Origin of the sequence: Pararobbsia alpina, assembly GCF_902859895.1 — a bacterium.
GTDB lineage: Bacteria > Pseudomonadota > Gammaproteobacteria > Burkholderiales > Burkholderiaceae > Pararobbsia > Pararobbsia alpina.
In genome coordinates this window covers 1-23,239 of the sequence record NZ_CADIKM010000014.1, presented here as the reverse complement: position 1 = coordinate 23,239, position 23,239 = coordinate 1, and the positions used below count along the sequence as shown (strand labels likewise).

Genomic DNA, 23,239 nt, shown 5'->3' with positions numbered 1-23,239 from the left:
GCGATCGGTGTGAAACCAGCCCGCATCTTCCGCAGGCAGCCTCGACGCGGAGCAGCCCACAGGCGTGCGCTGCCGGGAGCTGTCCCGGCAGCGCCGCCTCCTGCCGGAACGGGTTGGCGAGCTGTATCGATTGCCGTAACAGTGATGGACCGCATGGCGTGCCCTCGACACATGGAGCTTTTTTCGATGAGTGGCGGTTTCTCGCGCCTGGTTGCGCGTTGGTACCTTTGTGCGGCATTTCTCCTCGTCTTTCTGTCCGGCTGCACCGTGTTCACACGCGAGCCGGCTCCGATCGCCGAAGTGCATCCATGCGCAGCGCCCGACGCGTCGACTCCCGTCTCGGGCGCGGCGTCGACGGGCTGTCTCGAAACGTTGCCCCCGCCGGCTCCCGAGCCTATCGTCGTGCCGGAGCCTGTACCCGAGGTTGCGGACGAGACGCCGGAGGCCAAGCAGCATCCGCGTAAGCCACGCCGGGTCGTGCCGAAACCCGTTCCGCCGCCTCCGCCTGCGCCGCCTCCAGTGGCGGCTCCCCCGCCGGTGCCCGCGCCGATCATCAGCATGCGGCGCCTCGAACCCACGCAGGCGCACGGGTTGCTGGACAGCGAAGTCCAACGGCCCGACGGAAAGGTCATCGGCCGTGCGATCGACCTGGTCGTCGACTCGGCCGGCAGGCCGAACGAAATCATCGTCAACCTTACGGGCTTCCTGGGCGTCGGTGATCGAAAAATGAATTTTCCGTTGAGCGCATTTCGTTTCAACACGACCGCAGCGAAAAAGGTACCGATTACCCTCACGATTCCGCGGGGCGCGCCCCCGTCCGTGGCACAGGTCAAGCAGAAGTCGCAGACGGCCAGCGAGTCGCCGCCGACGCTCGCCATGTCCGATACGAAGGCGCTTCGCCGGGACGGCGGCAAGGTCGGGCGGGTGGTCGACGTGTTGATCGACGGTGCCGCCGAGCCGCAGGCAGTCGTGCTCGACGTGAGCAACTCGATTGGCCACGACGTGCTGAATATCGCGGTGAACTGGTCGGCCCTGCACTTCATCGTCAAAGACAAGGCCTTATCCCTGATGCTCGAAATGTCGGAAGCGCAGGTCAAGGCCGCGCCGCCATACGCGGCGGACAAGCCCGTCGATGCCGTGTCGCCGATCGTGCCTGTCGCGAGCGTAGCACCCGCGTCGAGCCCCGCGCCGAGCCCCGCGTCCGCCCCAGCCTCCTCCCCTCGCTCGCCTAGATAACGACATTCATGGCAAATGCACGTAGTCTGCGAGCGCTCGACTGGCTGAATTTCTTTATCGCCGATGTCCAGACGGGCTTTGGGCCGTTCATCGCCTCCTATCTTGCCGCGCGAAAATGGACGCAGGGCGAGATCGGGCTGATGCTGAGTGTCGGCACGATCACGGCGATGGCCAGCCAGATCCCGGCAGGGATGCTGATCGACGCGTTGCCGGGCAAACGCGGTGCCGCGGCGGCGGCGATTGTCGCTTTGATGTTCAGCGCGCTGCTGCTCGGTACGAGTGCGACGTGGCTGCCCGTGCTGACGGCCGAGATCTTTCATGGCTTTGCGAGCTGCATGCTGACGCCGGCCATCGCGGCCGTGTCTTTCGCGCTCGTCGGCCGGATGAATCTCGGTGACCGGATCGGCCGCAACGCACGTTTTGCCTCGATCGGCAGCGCGATCGCGGCCGCACTGATGGGGTTGTTCGGCGAGTATGTCTCGGTTCGTTCGATCTTCTGGCTCACGGCCGCGCTCGGTGTTCCGGCGCTGATCGCGCTCAGCATGATCGAGCCGTCGCGGGTCGAGGTTCCCGTGCCGGGCAGCGCAAGCGAAAAGAAAACGGACAAGGCCGCCGCCAGCACGCATCGGGAGACGCTGCGCGAGCTGCTGGGCGACAAACGCCTGCTGGTCTTTGCATGCTGCGTGGTCCTGTTCCACCTGTCGAACGCGGCGATGCTGAACCTGGCGGCAGGGGATGTGACGGCCCATATGGGCGATAACGTGCAGCTCGTGATCGCGGCGTGCATCATCGTGCCTCAGATGGTGGTCGCGATGCTCTCGCCGTCGGTCGGCCGTTATGCCCAAAGCTGGGGGCGCAAGCCGATCATGCTGATCGGATTCTCGGCATTGCCGATCCGGGCCCTGCTGTTCGCCGGCGTGTCGTCGCCGTATCTGCTCGTGCCCGTCCAGGTGCTCGACGGCCTGAGCGCGGCGGCGTTCGGTGTGATGTTGCCGCTGATCGCGGTCGACATCGGGGGCGGCAAGGGCCGCTATAACCTGTGCATCGGCATCTTCGGGCTCGCCGCGGGCATCGGCGCGACCCTGAGCACATCGATCGCGGGTTTCGTCGCCGACCGGTTCGGCAACACGGTCAGCTTCCTGGGGCTCGCAGCGGCGGGCGCGCTGGCTGTGCTGCTCGTCTGGTTGGCGATGCCCGAGACGAAAAACTCCGGCCTGTCACCGGAAAAGCCGGACGAGGCGCCCGTGGAGGGTTGAACGCATGGGGTGCGTCCTATACGCCCCCACGCGGCCCTACGCGTAGTTCGCCACCGCGATGAAATGGCAGATCGAGCCCATCAGCACGAACAAGTGCCAGACGAGGTGGGCGAACTTGAAGCGGCTGTCGAGCAGGTAGAAAATCACGCCGACCGTATAGGCGATGCCGCCGCCGACGAGCCAGGCGATGCCCGCCGCGGGTACATGCTCGAGTAAGGGCCGCACGGCGAACAGCACGAGCCATCCCATGAGCAGATAGAGCGAGGTTGAGAGATAGGGATGTGACAGCAGGTCCAGGCCCCTTAGCAGGACCCCGGCCAGCGCGAGCGCCCAGATGGCGATCAGCAGCGCCCACCCCCAGTCTCCGCGTAGGGCGCCAAGCGTGAACGGCGTGTAGGTGCCGGCGATGAACAGATAGATCGCGCAGTAGTCGAGCTTCATGAACAGCTGTTTGGCGCGTCCCTCGGCCAGGCCGTGGTAAATCGCCGACGTGGTGTAGAGCCCCGCCATCGTCACCGCGTAGACCACCAGCCCGAAGAAATCGCTTGCCGTATTGGCGGGGCGCCCCGGGGCCGCGACGAACACGAGGGCGACGATTGCCGCGAGAGAGCCTGCACCGTGGCTGATGCTGTTCGCGATTTCTTCTCCGCGAGTCTGGGGACGGGGTGCTGCGCGAGCCATCGGAATACCTGTAATCGACGTCAATGAGGTGATTTTCGGACAGAGGCCGGTCCCTGTCATCGCAGGACGCGGTCCCGTCGGGGTTTTGCCCCGGGACAGCGCGGTTTTTTTAACTCGTTATAATCCGGTATCTTTTATGAATTCGATGGCCGGACCGATCTGCGCGAATCAGAATTCCCCGGAGAGCGAATATCCGGTGAAATCCGCCTGACACATCTGCCGGCCCTTTTGTTTATGCGTCGAGCACTTTGCGTTTTTCTGCTTGCACTGGGTTTGACCCAGCATGCAGAGGCGGGGCAGACCGAACAGGTATCGGCACTGCTCGCGCAGAAATTCGGCGTCGCGCGCGCCAAGGCCGACCAGATTGCGAAAGCCGTCATGCAATCGGCCGTGAAGTATTCCTTGCCTCCGTCGCTGCTACTTGCCGTGATCGCGATCGAATCGCGTTTCCGCGAGAAAGCGCGCGGTGCCAACGGTGCAACGGGTTTGATGCAGATCGTGCCGTCTTCGCACCGCAAGCTGCTCAAAGGCGTGAAGGACCTGACCGAGCCGACCGCCAATATCGAGATGGGCTCCCAGATCCTGCACGGCTATGTCGACTCGGCAGGTGGCAATGTCGAGGCCGGCTTGCGCAGCTACGGCGGCGGCAAGAACTATGTCGCGAAGGTCAGCGACCAAGCGCGCCTCTTCGAAGCGAAGCTCAACGACATGCAGGCCGCCGCCGGGCAGGTATCGCCGCCGGCAGACGCGACCGCGCAGACAGTGCCGCCGGCACCGGAAGTGGGCTCGCCGGTATCGCTCGATATCCGCTAGCTAGTGGGCCAGGCGCGGTGCTCGTTCGCGACTAGCCGCAAGCACCGGCTCGGAGGGATTCGATAGTCGCGCCCAGGTTTTTCCATGGGTGGCGATGAATGTCGACGAGGGCCACCTGGATCTCAAAAGAAGCGCGCCCGGAGGAATGCGCTTGATAAGCTTCTTTACTTCTGTGTGATCAAATACTCGACGTCCGTTGCCGTATGCGCGAGCAGCGCACGCATGGTTGCCTCCGCGGCGACGGGGTCGCGCGCCTCGATCGCGACCACCACGCGCCGGTGCAGCTCGATCACTTCGTCACCGAGTGCGGGCGCGGCTCTTTCGGCCTTCGCAACGAGCCCCAGCGCGGCGCGCACGATGGGTGCCATCTGATCGAAGAAGCGGTTGTGGCTCGCCTTCAGGATCGCGGCATGCAATTGCTCGTCCATCTCGAAAAATTCAGGATCACCGAATTTATATTGTCGAAAAGCGTCGAACGCGGCACGGATCGCCACGAGCTCTTCGGGGGTCCCGCGTTCGGCGGCAAGACGCGCGGCCCGGACCTCGATCTCGGTGCGGAACTCGATGACGTCGCGCATGAAGGCGTCGTCAGGTGTGCGCAGAAAGCGCCACTCGACGACATCGCGGTTGATGACCTGCCATTCGCGCATGGGCCGCGCGCGCGTACCGGTCTTGGTTCGTACATCGAGCATGCCGCGCGAGACCAGCATCGACAGGGCTTCGCGCATCACCGTGCGGCTCACGTCGAACTCACGTGCAAGCTCGTCCTGGGTCGGTAGCGTAGTGCCCGCATAAAGGCCCGCAACGATATTTGCCGCAAGTCGCTGTACCGCCTGTTCGACGAGTGAGGCGGGCCGTGGGTCACGGCCGGTGGGAGCAGGTGTTTCGGAGTACAGAGTCATTGATTAATCACTAAAATACACATGCTCAAATCAAAGCCGACTTGCGGAAGCATACAAGTGTCAATTCACACCTGATGAACTCATTCAATCCGCCGAGGCGGGCGGCGTCAACACTCGAAAGCCTGAAAGGGTAAACGCCTGAGTTCGCTCGCCTGGACGATGTGCGCGTCAGGAACGAGTAATAACGGCATGGGCGGCGCATGGCCGTGCGTTTCCGTGCATGGCGCAGACCCGCCGGATTGTGCATGGCGGATTTATCCCGCGCAAGTCGTGTCTCACTGGCGTGGCGTAAGCGACATATGTCGTTCGCCGAACAAAATGGACATGGGAGCTCGCTGGTGTCAGCGGGCGCAGCTGTTCTGAAGTCCGAATCTGGCCAGACACTCGCCACGATCCTGCTTAAAGTAACGATATATAAGTCGAACGGATGACCCACCGTGCGGCCTTGCGCACATGTGCGAATATGCGTTTCGGATCGGCACCATGAAGGGCAACATGCAGGAGCAAGCTATGCTGGGGCAAGACAGGCGTGACTACGATACGATGCGCAGCCCGCTCGGCGACATGCTGATTTCGGCGAGCGGCGATGCGCTCGACGGACTCTGGTTTATCAACCAGAAGTACTTCCCCGCGGCGCAAGGCTGGCGGCACGCCCCCGAGCATCCCGTTATGCGTGCGACGCGCTTACAGATCGACGCCTATTTCGCCGGTGAACTGCGCGAATTCTCAGTGCCGCTTGCGCCCCGTGGCAACGAGTTTCAGGGGCAGGTCTGGCAGGCCTTGCGGACCATTGCGTTTGGCGAATTGCGCACTTACGGAGATATCGCCGTCCAGATCGGGCTGCCGCGCGCTCATGCGCGAGCGGTTGGCAATGCGGTCGGGCGCAACCCCATTTCGATTATCGTGCCGTGTCACAGGGTGATCGGCCAGACCGGGGCGCTCACAGGCTATGCGGGCGGCCTCGAGCGCAAGCGCGGTCTGCTCTCGCTCGAACGGCAGGGCATCAGCGGGGAGCGCCCCGGCTTTGAACTCGTTGGCGAGGCGGACGATAGTTAAGCGAGGCGGACGATCGTTAAATCAGGGCGTGGCCGCCTGCTTCCCGTAGAATTCCAGGACTTTCAATCGCATTACGACAAGCGCATGAGCCGCCACACTGTTGAACTTTTGATACTTGCCGCGCTGTGGGGCGGCTCCTTCCTTTTCATGCGGGTCGCGGTGCCAGAGCTCGGACCGATCGCGATGATCGCCCTACGGGTCGGTATCGCATCGCTGACGCTTTCGCCCGTGCTGCTCGACGAGCGCGCGCGCACCGAAATTCGTGCGTACTGGAAGCCATTGCTGATCGTCGGCATCACGAATTCGGCACTGCCATTTTGCATGTTCGGCTATTCGATGCTGTATCTGAACGCCGGCTTCGACGCGATTCTCAATGCGACAACGCCCTTCTGGACCGCGGCGATTGCCGCCGTCTGGTTTCGCACGCCGCTTTCGCGCGCGGCGATACTCGGACTGGTGCTCGGCATCGCGGGCGTGGGGATTCTTGTTTCCGATTCCTTGAGCCTGCATGGCGCTCATGTGCCGGCTGCGATAGCGGCGGTGATGGTCGCGACCATTTCCTATGGTTTTGCAGGCAACTATTCAAAGCGGAATCTGGTCGGCGTCAAGCCGACTACCGTTGCCTTCGCAAGCATGGCTTTCGCGACGCTGGTCCTGGCGCTGCCGGCGCTGGCAACGCTGCCGAGCGCTGCTGTGTCCATGCAAGCCTGGCTTGCGACACTCGGCCTTGGTGTGCTTTGCACGGGTATCGCATACGTCATCTATTTCCGGTTGATCGCCCATGTCGGTCCCGCGTTCGCGGTTTCGGTGACCTTTCTCGTCCCGGTTTTCGGGATGATCTGGGGCGCCCTGTTCCTCGGCGAGAAGGTGACGCTGCTGATGCTCGTGGGCTGTGCCGTGATCCTGCTCGGCGCCGCGCTGATCGTCGGCAAGATCAGGCTGCCGGTTGCGCGCTCGGCCGGGTAGGCACGGCCTGATGGGCGAACCGCGTGCGTGAGGTATTCGGCGCGGTCTGCTGCGCCGGTGATCCGGACTCGCCCGAGCATGACCCGCGGATCCCGATCAGTCTGCGGCCGGTTTTTCGCGCTGCAACAGCGCGAGTTCCATTATTGAATCCACAAACAGCGTGAGCACGGTCTCGGCCTTGTCCGCCGTCATCTCATTCGGACTCGACAGCATGAAGAGTTTGACGCCCTCTGCGAGGCTCATGAATCCCGTCGCCATGACGTCGGGGGAAGTCGGTGGAGCGACGCCCACGCGCTGGTAGAAGTAGGCGATCAGTTCAGCAATCTGATCGCGCTTCTCAGTCATCAACGCGGCGAGCTTGGCGCGGAATTTCGCATCGCGCACGGCCATCATCCGGGCTTCCGTCCAGTTCATGAAACATTCGTTGTCGCGATACAACTGGCCGTACATTTCGCGGGTGCGCGCCTGAATCTGCTCGACGGGTAGTTCATCGTTCACCAGGTCCTGCAGTTCCGCCGTGGCCTGCTGATGATCGCGTCGCAGCAACTCGATGAACAGGTCGTTCTTGCTGCCGAAATTCGAATAGAAGGCGCCACGCGTGTAGCCGGCCGCGCCCGCGATGTCTTCGACACTGGTTCCCGTGAGTCCTTTCTTGGCAATGAGCTTCAAGGCAGCATCGAGCAGACGCTGGCGCGTCTGGTCGCGGCTTTCCTCTCGGGTCAGGCGTTTGCGGATCATGGCGAAATACTAGCACACGATCGGAATATTTGAATTCGCAATTGTATTGAGATACAGCGCTGTATTAAGATGCGATGGTGGATCGATCGCCTAGCCGACGATGTACCGGCGTCGGGCATGGCGCGCGGACCCGGCCAAATGGGCTGGCTTTAAAAGTTGCGCTGCGCCGGCCGATCGCTCCATCGTGCAGGAATAACTTGGAGACACCGGCAGCTTCGCCCGAGCGTGTATCGAGTAGCGGAGCGGGCACGGAGAAGTACTTAAATACAGGCTTGTATCGCTCGAAGAACCCGAAACTGCATCGAGGAGTCGTCGTGAACGTGATTGCCCTGTTGTTGCGCGCCGAGTTCCGGCGCACCTTGCGCGCGCTGCCGGCCGCGCTGGTTGCGCTGGCCGCTTTCGGGCTCGCCGCCTGTCATCGCGAAGCGCCCCCCGCCGCAGCGCCGGCCAATGTGGTTGCGCTACCCGTGCATCCCGATGCCGGCACGGGCGGGGAGGCGATTCGCTATCCCGTCGAAGTCGCGGCACGCTATACCAATGTGATGTCCTTCCGCATCGCGGGCAAGCTGATCGAGCGCAACGTGCGGCTCGGCGACCCCGTGCACAAGGGGCAGGTCGTGGCCAAGCTCGATCCGGCCGATGCGCAGAAGCAGGCTGCGAGCGCGCAGGCGTCGTTCGACGCGGCCGACCACCGGCTCGTGTTCGCCAAACAGCAGCTCGATCGCGACAAGGCGCAGGCCGCGCAAAACCTGATCGCCGTGAACCAGCTCGAGCAGACTCAGGACAACTACACCGCGGCACTTGCCGGCCGCGATCAGGCCTCCGCGCAACTCGTGGTCGCCCGGAACAACCTCCAGTACAACACGCTCGTGGCCGACCACGACGGCGTGATCACGAGCGAGAACGCGGATACCGGTCAGGTGGTGTCGGCCGGGCAAGCCGTCTACGGGCTGGCCTGGAGCGGCGACACCGACGTGAATCTCGACGCCGCCGAAAGCGATTTGAGTCATATCGCGATCGGTCAGTCGGCGAGCATCACGTTTGCCGCGCTTCCGGGGCGCAGCTATGATGCGCGCGTACGCGAAATCTCACCGGCCGCCGACCCGCAGAGCCGCACCTATCGCGTCAAGCTGACGCTGGCGCAACCCGGTCCCGAGGTGCATCTCGGCATGACCGGCGATGCAGTGCTCGCGCCGGCCGGTACGGCGAGCGCGCGTGCCGGGGGCGCAGCTGCCTCCGCTGCGGGCGCGACCGACACGACGCCCGCATCGGGTGCCACCTTCACCGTGGCCGCGACGGCGATCTTTCACCAGGGCAGGAACCCGGCCGTCTGGGTCGTCCGCCCAGGCGACTCGACGCTCGAACTGCGCCCCGTGACCGTGAGCCGTTACGGCGAGCGATCGGTTACGGTCACCGCGGGCCTCAGGAACGGCGATCAGATCGTGCTGGCTGGCGTCCATACCGTCTATGCAGGGCAGCATGTGAAACCGGTGAGGCCGCTGTTCGATGGAGACGGCAATATCGACGGCCCGGCGGCCTCCGTGCCGGGCGATGCGGCGAATGTCGCGAACGCATCGAACGCGTCGAGCGCATCGGGCAGCGGAGCCGCACAATGACCCAGACGCCGCATGACGGTCCGGATCAACCATCCGGCCCGGCCGCGCCTGCGGTCTCTGAAGCGTCCGACGCCAGCCGGTCCGCATCGGCGCCGGCCCAGGCGAGTTCGGGTCCGCCGTTGCAGCCGTCTGAAGTCGAGCACCGTTTCAATCTGTCGAGTTGGACCCTGCGCCATCAGGCGCTCGTAACCTTCCTCGTCGCGCTCATCACGCTCTTCGGCGTGCTGTCGTACGGCAAGCTCGCCCAGTCCGAAGATCCGCCGTTCACCTTCAAGGTCATGGTGATCCAGACGCTGTGGCCCGGTGCGACGGCGCGCCAGGTCCAGGAACAGGTGACCGATCGTATCGCGCGCAAGCTCCAGGAAACGCCGGATGTCGATTTCCTGCGCAGCTATTCGCGGCCCGGGGAGTCGATGCTGTTCTTCACGATCAAGGACGCCGCACCGCCCTCGCAGGTGCCCGACACGTGGTATCAGGTTCGCAAGAAGGTCGGCGATATCGCCTATACCTTGCCACCCGGCGTTCAGGGTCCGTTCTTCAACGACGAGTTCGGTGACGTCTATACGAACCTCTATGCGCTCCAAGGCGATGGCTTCACGCCCGCGCAGATGCACGACTATGCCGAGCGGCTGCGCACGGAACTGCTGCGCGTGCCGGGCGTCAACAAGGTCGATTTCATTGCGGATCAGGAGCAGCGCGTCTATGTCGAGATCGCCAATGCACAACTCGCGAAACTCGGCCTGACACCGAGGCAGATCGCCGATGCCGTCAATGCGCAGAATGCCGTCGCCGCGGCCGGCCTGTTCACGACTTCGGACGACCGGGTCTATGTGCGTCCGAGCGGCCAGTTCCAGGACGTCGACCAACTCGCCAACACCTTGCTGCGCGTCAATGGCCGCGTGATCCGTCTGGGCGATATCGCGCAGATCAAGCGCGACTATACCGATCCGCCGACGGAGTACATGCGTTTCGGGAGTCAGAACGCACTCGGTATCGGCGTGACGATGGCGCCGTCGGGCGACGTGATCGCGCTCGGCAAGACGCTCGATTCGCAGATCAAGCGGTTGCAGGCCGCCTTGCCCGCCGGTCTCAAGCTGGTCGAGGTCGCGAGCATGCCGCATGCGGTTGCCCATTCCATCGATGACTTCGTCGAGGCCGTGGCCGAGGCGATCGGGATCGTGCTCGTGGTCAGCCTGATCAGCCTTGGGGTTCGCACCGGGATGGTCGTCGTCATCTCGATTCCCCTGGTGCTCGCGGCGACTGCGCTCTGCATGTACCTGTTCAATATCGGCCTGCACAAGGTCTCCCTCGGCACGCTCGTGCTCGCGCTCGGCCTGCTCGTCGACGATGCGATCATCGCGGTCGAGATGATGGCGGTGAAGCTCGAACAAGGATACGACCGGATGCGTGCCGCGGCCTTTGCTTATACGAGCACGGCGTTCCCGATGCTGACTGGCACGCTCGTCACCGTATCGGGCTTCCTGCCGATCGCGCTCGCGAAATCGGCGACTGGCGAATACACACGCTCGATTTTCGAAGTGTCGGCGATCGCGTTGCTGTTGTCGTGGCTCGCCGCGGTGATCGTGATCCCGCTGCTCGGCTACCGGATCCTTTCGGAACATCCGACCCGCCGCGCGTTCAGTCATCACGATGAAGAGACGGGCGAGCATGTTCACGAGCACCACGATATCTACGATACGAAGTTCTACCGGCGCCTGCGCGGCTGGATCGGCTGGTGTGTCGACAAGCGTCTCGTGGTGCTGATCGTCACGCTCGTGCTGTTCGTCGTCGCGCTGGCCGGCTTTACGCTGGTGCCGCAGCAGTTCTTCCCGAGTTCGGACCGCCCCGAATTGCTCGTCGATCTGCGCCTGCCCGAAGGTGCCTCGTTCGCCGCGACGTTGCGCGAGGCGCAGCGCTTCGAGGTGAGTCTCGCCAAGCAGTCCGGCATCGATCACTTCGTCGACTTCGTCGGTGCGGGTGCGCCGCGCTTCTACCTGCCGCTCGACCAGCAACTGACATCGCCGAATTTTTCACAGTTCGTGATTACTGCGAAGACGGTCAAGGACCGCGAAAGGCTTGCGAGGGATCTCGAGGTGGTCCTGCGCAACGACTATCCGTCGCTGCGTTCGCGGATCAGCCGACTCGAGAACGGGCCGCCGATCGGCTACCCCGTCCAATTCCGCGTGAGCGGCCCCGAGATCGGCACAGTCCGGCAACTGTCGGAACAGGTCGCGAAGGTGATGCGCGCCAACCTCGATACGGCCAACGTCCAGTTCGACTGGGATGAACCGGCGGAGCGTTCGGTACATTTCGAGGTCGACCAGAACAAGGCGCGCGCGCTGAACATTTCGTCGCAGGACATCGCGGACTATCTGCACATGTCGTTGACCGGCTTTACGATCACGCAATTCCGCGAACGCGACAAGCTGATCGGGGTGGACCTGCGCGCGCCCGAGCACGACCGGGTCGACCCTTCGCAGATCGAGCGTCTCGCCGTGCCGTCGTCGAGCGGCACCGCGGTACCGCTTGCCGCGCTCGGTCGCTTCACCTATGGGCTCGAATATGGTGTTGTATGGGAACGGGACCGGCAGCCGACCATCACCGTGCAGTCGGATGTCCAGCGCGGCAAGCAAGGGATCGATGTGACCAACGACGTGGACGGCAAGCTCGGCGAATTGCGCAAGCAGTTGCCACTCGGCTATCGGATCGAGATCGGCGGCGCGGTCGAAGAGAATGCGAAGGCACAGGCGTCGATCAACGCGCAGATGCCTCTGCTCGTGATTGCGGTGCTGGTGCTGCTGATGGTGCAGTTGCAAAGTTTCAGCCGCGTGCTGATGGTCGTGCTGACCGCTCCCCTCGGGCTGATCGGCGTCGTGCTCGCGCTGCTGCTGTTCGGCATGCCGTTCGGCTTTGTCGCCATGCTCGGGACCATTGCGATGTTCGGGATCATCATGCGCAATTCGGTGATTCTCGTCGATCAGATCGAGCAGGACATCCGCGCCGGACATGCGCGGATCGAGGCCGTGATCGGTGCGACGGTCCGGCGTTTCAGACCGATCACGCTGACTGCGGCGGCCGCGGTGCTGGCGCTGATTCCGCTTCTGCGCAGCAACTTCTTCGGCCCGATGGCCACCGCCTTGATGGGCGGCATCACGGTTGCCACGGTCCTGACGTTGTTTTATCTGCCGGCGCTGTATGCGTTGTGGTTCCGTGTCAAACGGGACGAAGCGCCGCGGGAGGTTGCACGATGAATAGCCCTATGACGAGCCATGCGACCGCTTTGACACGCGTCGCGCTGACGGCCTTGATATTGAGCCTTGCCGGCTGCGGCTTGTTCGGTCCCGACCGGAATCCGCCCGCGATGCCTTCGCCCGATCACTACTCGGTCGAGGGGCAGCCCGCGCAGTTGCCGGGCGCGGAGGGTGTCGCCCAACATCTCGAGATCGGCGCACGCCCCGTGCCCGAGTGGTGGAAAGGTTACCAGTCCGACGCGCTGAATGCGCTTGTCGAAGAAGGTCTTGCGAACAGCCCTTCGCTTGGCGCCGCGCAGAACACCCTGAAGGCCGCACGCGAAGGCTTGCGCTCACAGATCGGCGATTCGCTGTTCCCGCACCTCGATGTCGGGTTCAGCCCGACGCGCGAGCGCGCGCTCGGCATTCCGATTCTGCCGCAGGAGCCGACCTTCCTTGAGAATGTGTTTGTGGCACAGATACAGGCCTCCTATACCTTCGACTTTTTCGGCGCCGCGCTGCTCGCCGATCGCGCGCTTGCGGGGCAGGTCCAGCAGCAGGCCTTCCAGCTTGAATCGACGAGGCGTGCGCTTGCCGCGAATATCGTGGTGGCGACGATCAATGCAGCCGCGTTGCAGGAACAGGTCGATGCCACCGAGAAGCTCGTCGAGCTCGGTGAACAAAGAGCGCGGCAGACTGCCGCACGCTACCAGCTCGGCAGCGCGTCGCGCGACGACATGCTCTCGGCCGAGCAGGATGCCGCCAACGCGGCCGCGACACTGCCGGGCCTGCGCGCGCAGGCGCTTGCGGTCCGGCATGCGCAGGCCGTGCTGCTGGGGCGTACTCCCGATCAGGCAGCCGTGCCGCTCTCGCTCGACGCGCTTCATGTGCCGGAGAGCGTGCCGGTGGCCATCCCGACCGAGTTGCTGCATCAACGGCCCGACATCCTCGCGGCCGAGGCCGTCGTGCGTGCGACGGCGGACCAGGCGGGTGCGGCCACGGCGTCGATGTTTCCTTCGTTGACCTTGTCGGCCTCCTATGGCCGCGGCGGCTTCGACTGGGCGACGTTCACTTCACCCGCGGGCTTGATCTGGGGCGTGGGGGCGACCTTGTCGCAGCCCTTGTTCCATGGTGGTGCACTGGTCGCGCGCAAGCATCAGTATGAAGCCACCCACGATGCCGCTGTCTCGCAGTACAAGCAGACTGTGCTTTCCGCTTTCCAGACCGTGGCCGATACGCTCGTCTCGCTCGACGAGGACGCGAATACCCTGAATCAGACGCGCCGCGCGATGAATGCCGCGCATGATGCGTCGAGCGATACCGAGTCGCGCTACAAGCTTGGCGCCACACCGTTCTACGCGACTTTGACGGCGGGGCAGCAGTACCAAAGTGCGCGCGTCCAGTACGTTCGGGCACGAGCGGCACGTCTGGCGGATACCGCGACCTTGTTCGATTCGATGGGCAATCCGCCGGTCGACTACGAAGGCACTAGCTTGCGTAATACGGTCGCGCCGACCCAGGGAGCAAACGACGCAAAATCGGAAAAGGCGGCGAACACGGTGAACACGGTGAACACGGTGAACACCGCGGCCGAGTGAACGTCTAGCTGAACAGCCGTTGCGCGAGCACGGTTACCCCGTAGCCGCCGACCAGCAGCCAGGCATACAGGCCGAGCCCGAACACCAGTGCGCGCGGACCAGCCTGACGGATCTGCGAAAAGCGCGTTTCGATACCGAGCGCCGTCATGGCCATCGTCAGCGCGAAGGTGTCGAGCGCGTTCAGCGAGTGCACGGCGGGGGCAGGCAACACATTGAGCGAGTTGATCGCAACGAGCCCGAGGAAGCCGAGCGCGAACCACGGTACCGCGATCCGCCGGTCAGCGATGGCGTGAGCCGGCTCGTGATTTGCATTGCGCGCGCCGGTGCTGGCATCGCTCGCATCACGCCGTGCGAGCCACACTGTCAACACAAGCAACACGGGTACGAGCATCAGCACGCGCGTCATTTTCACGATGGTTGCGATATGGGTCGCTTCGGGACTGATCGCGCTTGCCGCGCCGACGACCTGGGCGACCTCGTGGATCGTGCTGCCAAAGAACAAGCCCGCACCGACTGTGTCGAGATGCAGCAGGCCCGTGCGGTAGAGCACCGGGTAGAGAAACATCGACAGCGTTCCGAACAGCACCACCGTGCCGACGGCCATCGCACTCTTGTGCGGCTTCGATTGAAGCGTCGATTCGAACGCGAGCACTGCGGCGGCGCCGCAGATCGCACTGCCTGCGGCAGTCAGCAGCGCTTCGTCGCGATCGAGCTTGAGCACACGCATGCCGAGCCACGTGCCGACGACCAGCGTAACGATGACGATCGTCGCCGAGACGGCGAGGCCTTGAACGCCCACGCTCGCAATCTCCTGGAAGCTGACCCGCAGCCCATAGAACGCCACGGCGATTCGCAGGAGACGCCGGGCCGCGAACTGGACGCCCGCTGCCCAGCTTTCGGGCATCGCCTCGCGCACGACATTGCCGTAGACGACGCCGGCGCCGATACCGATGATCAGGGAGCTCAGACCAAGGCCACTTACAAGCGGCAGGCCCGCGACCTGAGTCACGGCGGCTGCGAACAACGCCACGAACAGCAGACCATTGAGCTCGCCGCGGTGCGCACGGAAGAAACCCTGTGGCGGGACCCGGGTGGAGGTGGAGAGGGTGGACATTCCCGTTTTCCTCATATGCAAAGATGAAGGAAGAATAAAGGGAATGTAACCATTCGGGAAATCGTCATTTCAACTATAAACTATCGGCTGAAGCGATGATTCAGGCCAAGCGATGACCCCCGAGCAACTGATGACTTTTGCGGCCGTGGCCGAGCACCTCAATATCAGCCATGCGGCGCGTGCGCTGTTTCTTTCACAGCCGGCGGTATCGGGGCAGCTTCGGCAGCTCCAGGAGGAATTCGGCGAAGCCCTGTATCGGCGCGAGGGCCGCGGTATCGTCCTGACCGAGGCCGGGCGGCAACTCGCGCTTCATGCCGAGCGCCTGCGCGCGGATTTTCGCCAGACCCTCGCGTTTCGCGATGCGCTGCGCTCACTCGATGCGGGTCATGTCCGGATTGGTGCAAGCACCACGCCGGCGAGCTATCTGCTGCCCTATCTGATTGCCGAATTCCATCGCCGGCACGCGGGCGTGACGATTTCGACCCGATACGGAAACACTGCCGAAGTGCTCGCCGCACTGCCAGAACTCGATATCGCATTAGTCGAAGGAAACGTCGGTGAGGGCCTGCCTGCCGCCACGGCCGTTCATCGCTGGCTCGAGGATGAGGTGGTCGCCGTCGTGCCTGCCGGCCATCCGCTGGCGCAAAGCGCCGCCCGGCAAGTGCGTCTGGACGAACTCTCGGCCTATCCGCTCGTACTGAGGGAAATCGGGTCAGGTGTGCGGCAGACTGTCGAGCGCGCCTTTGCACGCGACGGCGTAGTCATGCGGGTCGCCTACGAACTGGCAGGGGTCGAGGGAATCAAGGAAGCGGTGCGGGCCGGGATGGGCGTCGGCTTTGTATCGATGATGTCGATGCGGCATGAGGACGATGCCCTTGTGGCCTTGTCGATCAGGATACCGCGTCGCCTGACGCGGTACCTGACGATCGTCGTGCCACATGGCGCGGCGCCCCTGCGCGCGACTGAACGATTTGTCGCCCTATGCCTCGATCCGATTTGGCGGGACGGTTGACGGGGTTGTCATCCGTGAAACAGGAGATTGGCCGTACGGGCCAGATCCACGAATGGTGCGGGATTACATTCGAATACGGCCCGCCAGCGAGGCCTTGAGATCGTGTAATTCGTCGCGCAGGCGTTGAAGATCGGGAACCGGACGACCGACAATTTCCGAAATATGATCGGGAAGGAAGGCGGCGCTCAGTTTAAGCGCTTGTCCACTTTCGGTTAGATGAATCAGAACCAGTCGTTCGTCGAGCACACCACGTACACGACGGACATAACCCACGGTTTCGAGCCGTTTCAGGATCGGCGTCAATGTTGCCGAATCGAGGCCGAGTCGCGCCGCGAGATCTTTCACTGACAATTCGTCGTGCTCCCACAGCACGAGCATGGCGAGGTATTGGGGGTATGTCAGATCGAAGCGCTCAAGGGCGGCCTTGTACGCCTTGGTCATGGCAAGTGATGCGGTATAGAGGGCAAAGCAAAGTTGACTATCCAACGTCAGTGACGGCGCAAGCGGACTCTGCACGGTCGGGTCGCCCAGCGGCTGCGGACGGCTGGCAACCTGCGAAGCGAATTGACTATGCAGCGCCTGAGATGCGGCAACATTTTCCATGATTGGGTCCTGTTGAGCCTTCTAAGGAGCTTGTAGTATTGGACTGAATATTTTTGTAAGCAAGGGGAAAAGCGGGCGTTTGACATTTTTTGCTGATTCCCGGCTCATACTTGCAATAGTTCTAGTGACCGGTGGCTCGCCAATTCGACAATCGCCTTGCATCTCTTAGACGGGTTAAGAATAACCACGTAATCATTACATGCACAATTGAAATTCAGTAACACTGGCCGGTAGTTTGTATTGCGCGGGCATTGACTAATAAGCCATTTTTTTCGGGCATGGTGTTTGCTCTAAACCAACGATTCGTTAAAAATTGCAATGTCGCAAATTGGGGTCATGTCGACATTGCCTGCCAGACGTTACGGAAATCAATGAACATTAAGCTTTCGACCGAACCAACCTTGTCCGGCGACGGTCAATTCCTGGAGTTTGTGACCGAAGTGAACGGCCGGGAAGTGCGGTGCGCGTTGGCGCGCGAGGCGCTTGAAACATGGTTTTGGGTGCCGCCGGACGCGGCGCTGTCGCGTTTGACGCGGGCCTATCTCGACGGCAGCAAGCGCATTGCAGTTGTGCTCGAACGGCGTATCGTGAAGCAGGCGGCGGAGCCCGTGGTGCTGCGCGCCGAACATTTTTCAGGCTGACGCGCACGGGCGCGGCGGTCGCCCGGGCCGGCGGGCAGGCAACTCCGGTAGAGATGGCATGGTGTGCCGCCGCTGCGGCCGCGTCGAGCCGACCTGCAGGCCGGTCCGTCGCGGCACGCGGGGGGACACGCGACCCCGGCCAGGCGACGTGAAGACGTCCGTCCCTGGCTGGCCACCCGGAATATGAAGTATCCAAAGACTATATGAACGCAGAAGCGGTGAGTGGCAAGAAGATCCTGATCGTCGAAGATGAAGTGGGAAGCCGGGAGTCGTTGGCAGCGATGTTGATTGATTGCGATGCGGATGTGACCGCCGTCGCCGATGCCGAAGACGCACTGGCCGCGATCGAGCATGTGTTGCCCGATGCGGTGATCAGCGATATCGAATTGCCGGGTATGGATGGCTACTACTTCATTCAAAAGCTGCGCGAGCGCGAGAGCAAGATGGGCGCGCCGTGTGCCCCGGCCGTCGCGCTGACGGCCCATTGCGACGAGGCCCATCAATTGCGTGCGGTCGGTGAGGGTTTCCAACTGCACGTGTCGAAACCCGCCGATCCGGCCGGCCTGCTTCGGGTGCTCGATCGGCTCCTGTCGGAAGTCTCCCATGGGCGGGAGCCGGGCTAGCGGCGCCTCGAAGCGAGGGTTGCTTGAGGCCGAACCCGCCTTGCATTGGAAACGAGCGTGATGGTGCTGGGACCCGCTAGCCGGACGAGCCCGATCAAGCTCGGGCTCGACTGGATATGCGCGAATGGCGCGGGCTAACCCGCCAGCATGCCGGTGGCTTGGGCGTCTCGTGCTTTCGACCACAAGCCGAGGACGAGCCCCATGGCCGCGAGCACGACGAAGGCGGTGCCAACGTAGACCGCCGAGTAGCCGAAGTGATGCGCGACGATGCCTGCGAGCGGCCCCGTCACACCGAGTGCGAGGTCGGCGAACGCCGAATAGACGCCCAGTGCGGCACCCCGGCTTGGCAGTGGCACAGACTCGACTGCCGCGACACCGAGCGCGGGAAACACCAGCGCGAAGCCCAGGCCCGCCAGTCCCGCGCCGATCAGTGCGAGCAGGCTGTTTGGCGCGAACCCGAGCAAGGTCAGCCCGATCGCTTCGACGATCAGCGAAACGACGGCGACCCGATAACCGCCAAAGCGTCCGATCATATCGACGAATAGCAGGCGTGAGCCGCAGAAGCACAGGCCGAAGACCGTCAGGGCGAACGCCGCACCCGACCATTGATGGCTGGCGTAGTACAGCGTGATGAACGTCGCGATTGCGCCGAAGCCCATCGAGCCCAGAGCAAGTGCGAGGCCGTAGTTCAGCACATGACGGAACACATGCTGAATGCCCATGCGCTCGCCATGAATCGTGGGGATTCCGACCTGGCGCCACGCGAGCAGCAAGCCGATGATGCCGAGTGCGATGACGGTGAGCCCAAGTGCCTCGAAACCGATGAGCCGGACCAGCACGACACCGAGCGGCGCACCCGCGGCGAGGCCGCCATAGGTCGCGATGCCATTCCACGAAATGACCTTGCCCGTCCGGTTCAGGCCGACGGTGCCGATCGCCCACTGGATCGCGCCCGTGCCGACGAGACTTTCCGCGCAGCCCACCATGAGCCGTCCGACCATCAGTGTCGCGAGCGCCACGAGTGGCTGGTGTTCGTCGATCAGGGCGGCAAGCAGATAGAACACCCCGCTCACGCAACAGAGCACGAGCCCGAGCGAGACCACCCGTTTGGCACCCATGGTATCCGAGAGACGTCCCGCGAACGGCCGGCTTGCAAGCGTGGCCACATACTGGACACTGATCACCAGGCCCGCAAGCACCGCGCCCATGCCCAGATTCTCATGCACATAGCTCGGCAGGATGGCGAGCGGAAGGCCGATGGTAAGGTAGGCGATGAAGGTGAAGCATACGATCGTCAGGACTCGCAGCGTCACAAATAGTGGGTTTTGATTGTCCTGCGCACTGGCGATCGAGGGGGCAACCGGCGCGGCGTGGGCCGGGCAGGCGGGACGACTTGAATCGAGTTCCATGAAGGGGAGGTGAGCGGCGCTACCGGGAAGGCGGCAAAGCCGTCAGTGTAAACCCCTTACACTCCGTGCGCTGGCGCCGAATCGCGGGTAAACGCCTCTATCCCCACATTTTTCTCATTTGCGCGGCGAGATCGATATGCACGCGGGCCTGTTCGGGCGAGGTCGGCGTCGTACCCGGATCGCGTGGCCAACTGGCCGATGCAAAGCGCGGCAGCAGCGAATTCGGAATGAAACGTGTTCGTGACCCGTACACATGACGGTCGCCGTGGGCCGTCTGTTGCGTGACGTAGAAACGTTGGGGCACGACGATTTCGAGTTCGTCCTTTGCGCGCGTCATCGCGACGTAGAGCAGCCGGCGCTCTTCCTCGATCTCATCGGGTGAGCCCGTTGCCAAGTCCGACGGGATACAACCGTCGACCCCGTTGAGCACGAATACCGCATTCCATTCCTGGCCCTTCGCCGAATGAATCGTCGAGAGGATCAGATAGTCCTCGTCGCGCAAGGGCACACCGGACTCATCACTCGTGGCATCCGGTGGATCGAGCGTGAGTTCCGTCAGGAATTGTTCGCGCGACGGATAACTCGAGGCAATATGAGTCAACTGCACGAGGTCTGCGATACGCATCGGTGCATCGTCGAATTTCTGAAGCAGATGGGGCTCGTACCAGACGCGCACACGATCGAGGTCAGCGGGCCAGCGATGCGCGCCTGCGCGCAGGTCGGCGAAAAGCTCGGCAAATGCCGCCCAGTCCTCGAAGGCACGCGCTCCTGGAGCGAAGGCGCGCAGTGCCGCGCCCGCATCCTCGCTCGCCGCGACTGCATCGAGTGCCCGCCCCGCCGTGACCGGCCCCACACCCGGCAGCAACTGCATGACGCGGAAACCCGCGACACGGTCGCGGGGATTTTCGGCGAAGCGCAATACGGCGAGCACGTCCTTCACGTGTGCCGTATCGAGAAACTTGAGGCCGCCGAACTTCACGAAAGGAATATTGCGGACCGTCAACTCGACTTCGAGCGGACCGCTATGATCGGATGCGCGAAACAGCACCGCTTGTGATTTCAAAGGAAGTCCTGCTTCCCGATGTTCGAGTATGCGTGCGCAGACGTAGCGCGCCTGGTCTGCCTCATCCTTCACATGGATCAGCGAGGGGCGTTGTGCGGAACTGCGCTCCGACCAGAGGTTCTTTGTGTAGCGCTCAGTCGCGAGACTGATCACCGCATTCGATGCGTCGAGGATTGCCTGGGTCGAGCGGTAGTTTTGCTCGAGCGTGACGATGCGCGCGGGCGGGTCGAAGTGCGAGGGAAAATCGAGGATATTGCGGACCGTCGCCGCTCGAAACGAATAGATCGACTGCGCGTCGTCGCCGACGACCATCAGGCCTCGGCCGTCCGGTTTGAGACCGCGGAGGATTGTCGCTTGCAGTGCGTTCGTGTCCTGATACTCGTCGACGAGCACATGATCGAAGCGTTCGCCGACCTGGGCACCGAGTGCCGGCACCGCCATCATATGTGAGCAGTACAGTAACAGATCGTCGTAGTCGAGCACGTCTTGCTTCTGTTTGGCTTCCACATAGGCGGCGAAAAGCGCGCGTAGTTCATCGTGCCAGTTCGCGCACCATGGGTAGACCGTATCGAGCACGGTTTGCAACGGGAGCTGCGCATTGACCACACGGGAATAGATCGACAGGCATGTGCCTTTGAGCGGAAAGCGCTGATCCTTGGTCGAGCAGCCGCGTTCATGACGGATGAGGTTCATGAGATCGGCTGAGTCTTCGCGATCATGGATCGTGAAGGTCGGACTCAGGCCGATCTGTACCGCGCATTCGCGCAGGAGGCGGGCGCCAATGCCATGGAAGGTGCCGGACCAGTTCAGGCCCGAGGCCAGTGCGGCGGCGTCCGCGCCGAGTGCGCGCCAGGCGATGCGCTCCACGCGGCGACGCATCTCGGTGGCGGCGCGGCGTGAAAAAGTGAGCAAGAGGATGCGACGGGGATCGACGCCGTTGGCGAGAAGATGGGTGACGCGGTGGGCAAGTGTGTCGGTTTTCCCGGAACCGGCGCCGGCGATGACCAGCAGGGGACCGGCGATGTGGAATGGATTCTTTGCGGCCGGGTCGACCCCGTGTTCGACGGCTGTGCGCTGCTGGGCGTTCAGGCGTGCGAGGTAGTCGTGCGCGGCAGCGTCGAAGGGGGGCGCGGTGGGGGCGGCGGTCGCGGTGGTTTGCATCGTCTCAGGGCCGGCAGTCTGAACGCGGCACTGGCGCGGACGGACGCGGCGATGCCAGGGTTTGAGTGGCTGTATGTTTATACAGTGTGCCTAGTATGCCTATGGCGCGCGGGGAGGGCAAGGCAGGGGGAAGTGTGAGGGGGTGAAGACATTTCACATTCCAAATCTGTTGCGCGCAAAAGCTGCGTCACGGCAGCAAAACAGACATTGCTGTCCTGAACTGCGACGCGGATACTGTCGTTCGACGCTGCGCAAGCCCATGTTCGGATGGAACACTGAGGAAGAGAGCAATGTCCCTGACCCATACCGACGATCAATGGCCTGAATTGCCGTATGCGCCTTGGCGAGATACGGCACTCACGCTGCAACTCTGGACCCAGATCGTCGGGAAGGTTCGGCTGGCTCTGACGCCCTGGCTGAACCATGGCTGGCACGTTCCACTGTATGTCACCGCTCGCGGTTTAAGTACGTCGCCGATTCCATTCGATGGGGAGTTGGCCGAGCTGGAGTTCGATTTCATCGCCCATCGCCTCGTATGCCGCACGAGCAGAGGTGCTGAGCGGTCGCTTGCACTTGCGCCACAGTCGGTCGCGGATTTTTATGGTCGGCTCACTCTGCTTCTGACGGAGTCAGGCATCGATGTCAGCATCAACGAGAAGCCTAACGAAGTAGCGGAGCCGATCTTATTCCCGGAGGATAGTGTCCATGTCAGCTATGACCCACAAGCGGCTTATCGCTTCTGGCGCGTGCTGGTTCAGGTTGACCGTGTGTTCAAGTTTTTCCGCAGCGGCTTCCTCGGTAAGGCAAGCCCCGTTCATTTCTTCTGGGGCAGCTTCGACCTCGCAGTGACGCGCTTCTCTGGACGGCCGGCGCCGCCTCATCCTGGAGGCGTGCCGGGCCTGCCGGACGCCATCGCGCGCGAGGCATACTCGCACGAGGTCAGCAGTGCGGGGTTTTGGGCGGGGAACGACGCTTTTCAACAGCCGGCTTTTTATTCCTACGCTTACCCCGAGCCGCCAGGCTTCAGGGACCAGCCTGTTACCGCTGGCGCAACTTTTAGCACTGCGCTGGGCGAATTCGTTCTGCCCTACGATGCCGTTCGCGCTGCGCCAAGTCCCGACGCGTTGCTACTGGACTTTCTTTCTACAACTTACGCTGCGGCTGCGGATTGCGGCCGCTGGGACCGTGTCGTGCTCGAGTGCCCGCTCGGCGTCCCTGGCAGGCCTCGCGCGGTGGGTTGATCGCGTCGAAGTTCTCTAGTCCGGTGAGTACTTGAATTCAGGCAATGCGAGGAGGGAATCCTTCGTCTCGAGGTCCGCATGCGACCCGGGAGATCGTTCTGTTCTTACGCCAGTTTGCGTGCGCTTCCTTTGTTTTATCTTGTGATCGTCGCCATGACGTATGCGGCGCATCGAGCTTGTCCTATCCTTTATCGAAGCGTCATGACTCGCTCACCGTTCCGCTCCGAACTGTGGACGTTGAGGGGCGTGGAATCAAGGCTCCTGCGTAACGCAGACCTCT

19 protein-coding genes are annotated in these 23,239 nt (G+C 62.9%); 12 read left to right on the top strand and 7 right to left on the bottom strand.

The features are described from left to right. Positions 1 to 186 precede the first annotated feature (186 nt). Both HV670_RS15575 and HV670_RS15570 read left to right on the top strand, forming a co-directional pair. On the top strand, positions 187 to 1,236 hold the full coding sequence (locus tag HV670_RS15575) for a PRC-barrel domain-containing protein (protein WP_175105697.1): 1,050 nt from the start codon (positions 187 to 189) through the stop codon (positions 1,234 to 1,236). Between the two features lie 8 nt (positions 1,237 to 1,244). After that, positions 1,245 to 2,492 (top strand): MFS transporter, encoded by a 1,248-nt coding sequence (locus tag HV670_RS15570; protein WP_175105696.1) that lies wholly within the window; start codon positions 1,245 to 1,247, stop codon positions 2,490 to 2,492. A 36-nt stretch (positions 2,493 to 2,528) separates the two neighbouring features. Here the strand turns inward: HV670_RS15570 and trhA are convergent, their stop codons facing one another. Next, complete coding sequence (trhA, locus tag HV670_RS15565; RefSeq protein WP_175105695.1) at positions 2,529 to 3,173, bottom strand: PAQR family membrane homeostasis protein TrhA; 645 nt, start codon at positions 3,171 to 3,173, stop codon at positions 2,529 to 2,531. 273 nt (positions 3,174 to 3,446) lie between these two features. Between trhA and HV670_RS15560 the strand changes: the two genes are divergently transcribed. Then, positions 3,447 to 3,986 (top strand): transglycosylase SLT domain-containing protein, encoded by a 540-nt coding sequence (locus HV670_RS15560; protein WP_425511432.1) that lies wholly within the window; start codon positions 3,447 to 3,449, stop codon positions 3,984 to 3,986. 164 nt (positions 3,987 to 4,150) lie between these two features. Here HV670_RS15560 and HV670_RS15555 read toward each other — a convergent pair whose 3' ends face one another. After that, a complete protein-coding gene (locus HV670_RS15555; RefSeq protein ID WP_175105693.1) occupies positions 4,151 to 4,888 on the bottom strand; it encodes a FadR/GntR family transcriptional regulator in 738 nt (245 codons plus the stop codon). A gap of 510 nt (positions 4,889 to 5,398) precedes the next feature. Here HV670_RS15555 and HV670_RS15550 point away from each other — a divergent pair. Both HV670_RS15550 and HV670_RS15545 read left to right on the top strand, forming a co-directional pair. Continuing rightward, on the top strand, positions 5,399 to 5,944 hold the full coding sequence (locus HV670_RS15550) for a methylated-DNA--[protein]-cysteine S-methyltransferase (RefSeq protein ID WP_175105692.1): 546 nt from the start codon (positions 5,399 to 5,401) through the stop codon (positions 5,942 to 5,944). Between the two features lie 84 nt (positions 5,945 to 6,028). Then, on the top strand, positions 6,029 to 6,910 hold the full coding sequence (locus tag HV670_RS15545; protein WP_175105691.1) for a DMT family transporter: 882 nt from the start codon (positions 6,029 to 6,031) through the stop codon (positions 6,908 to 6,910). A 96-nt stretch (positions 6,911 to 7,006) separates the two neighbouring features. Here HV670_RS15545 and HV670_RS15540 read toward each other — a convergent pair whose 3' ends face one another. Further along, on the bottom strand, positions 7,007 to 7,648 hold the full coding sequence (locus HV670_RS15540; RefSeq protein ID WP_175105690.1) for a TetR/AcrR family transcriptional regulator: 642 nt from the start codon (positions 7,646 to 7,648) through the stop codon (positions 7,007 to 7,009). A 314-nt stretch (positions 7,649 to 7,962) separates the two neighbouring features. On the opposite strand from HV670_RS15540, the gene HV670_RS15535 reads away from it, so the two are divergent. Genes HV670_RS15535 through HV670_RS15525 form a run of 3 tightly spaced genes read left to right on the top strand, consistent with a single transcriptional unit; the run spans position 7,963 to position 14,092 of the window. Next, positions 7,963 to 9,264, top strand: coding sequence for an efflux RND transporter periplasmic adaptor subunit (locus HV670_RS15535; protein ID WP_425511431.1), 1,302 nt, complete (start codon positions 7,963 to 7,965; stop codon positions 9,262 to 9,264). Next, the gene (locus HV670_RS15530; RefSeq protein WP_175105688.1) at positions 9,261 to 12,515 is read left to right on the top strand and encodes an efflux RND transporter permease subunit; all 3,255 of its coding nucleotides are present in this window, start codon (positions 9,261 to 9,263) and stop codon (positions 12,513 to 12,515) included. Before HV670_RS15535 ends, HV670_RS15530 begins: the two co-directional genes overlap by 4 nt. Beyond that, complete coding sequence (locus HV670_RS15525) at positions 12,512 to 14,092, top strand: efflux transporter outer membrane subunit (protein ID WP_246257496.1); 1,581 nt, start codon at positions 12,512 to 12,514, stop codon at positions 14,090 to 14,092. The genes HV670_RS15530 and HV670_RS15525 overlap by 4 nt, the downstream gene beginning before the upstream one ends. Positions 14,093 to 14,096: 4 nt before the next feature. Here the strand turns inward: HV670_RS15525 and HV670_RS15520 are convergent, their stop codons facing one another. After that, on the bottom strand, positions 14,097 to 15,206 hold the full coding sequence (locus HV670_RS15520) for a YeiH family protein (RefSeq protein WP_175105687.1): 1,110 nt from the start codon (positions 15,204 to 15,206) through the stop codon (positions 14,097 to 14,099). 112 nt (positions 15,207 to 15,318) lie between these two features. Here HV670_RS15520 and HV670_RS15515 point away from each other — a divergent pair, with 112 nt between their 5' ends. Continuing rightward, the gene (locus HV670_RS15515; RefSeq protein ID WP_175105686.1) at positions 15,319 to 16,218 is read left to right on the top strand and encodes a LysR family transcriptional regulator; all 900 of its coding nucleotides are present in this window, start codon (positions 15,319 to 15,321) and stop codon (positions 16,216 to 16,218) included. Positions 16,219 to 16,281: 63 nt separating this feature from the next. Here HV670_RS15515 and HV670_RS15510 read toward each other — a convergent pair whose 3' ends face one another. After that, the gene (locus HV670_RS15510; RefSeq protein ID WP_175105685.1) at positions 16,282 to 16,821 is read right to left on the bottom strand and encodes a MarR family winged helix-turn-helix transcriptional regulator; all 540 of its coding nucleotides are present in this window, start codon (positions 16,819 to 16,821) and stop codon (positions 16,282 to 16,284) included. 251 nt (positions 16,822 to 17,072) lie between these two features. Between HV670_RS15510 and HV670_RS15505 the strand changes: the two genes are divergently transcribed. Then, positions 17,073 to 17,462: a DUF1488 family protein gene (locus HV670_RS15505; protein ID WP_175105684.1), complete on the top strand. Its 390-nt coding sequence runs from the start codon at positions 17,073 to 17,075 to the stop codon at positions 17,460 to 17,462. 203 nt (positions 17,463 to 17,665) lie between these two features. Then, entirely contained in the window at positions 17,666 to 18,085 is a 420-nt protein-coding gene (locus tag HV670_RS15500) for a response regulator (protein WP_175105683.1), read from the top strand. 134 nt (positions 18,086 to 18,219) lie between these two features. On the opposite strand, the gene HV670_RS15495 is transcribed toward HV670_RS15500, so the two are convergent. Further along, a complete protein-coding gene (locus HV670_RS15495) occupies positions 18,220 to 19,494 on the bottom strand; it encodes an MFS transporter (protein ID WP_175105682.1) in 1,275 nt (424 codons plus the stop codon). A 97-nt stretch (positions 19,495 to 19,591) separates the two neighbouring features. After that, entirely contained in the window at positions 19,592 to 21,718 is a 2,127-nt protein-coding gene (locus HV670_RS15490) for an ATP-dependent helicase (protein ID WP_175105681.1), read from the bottom strand. A gap of 290 nt (positions 21,719 to 22,008) precedes the next feature. Here HV670_RS15490 and HV670_RS15485 point away from each other — a divergent pair, with 290 nt between their 5' ends. After that, complete coding sequence (locus HV670_RS15485) at positions 22,009 to 22,959, top strand: DUF5996 family protein (protein WP_175105680.1); 951 nt, start codon at positions 22,009 to 22,011, stop codon at positions 22,957 to 22,959. The last annotated feature ends 280 nt before the right edge of the window (positions 22,960 to 23,239 follow it).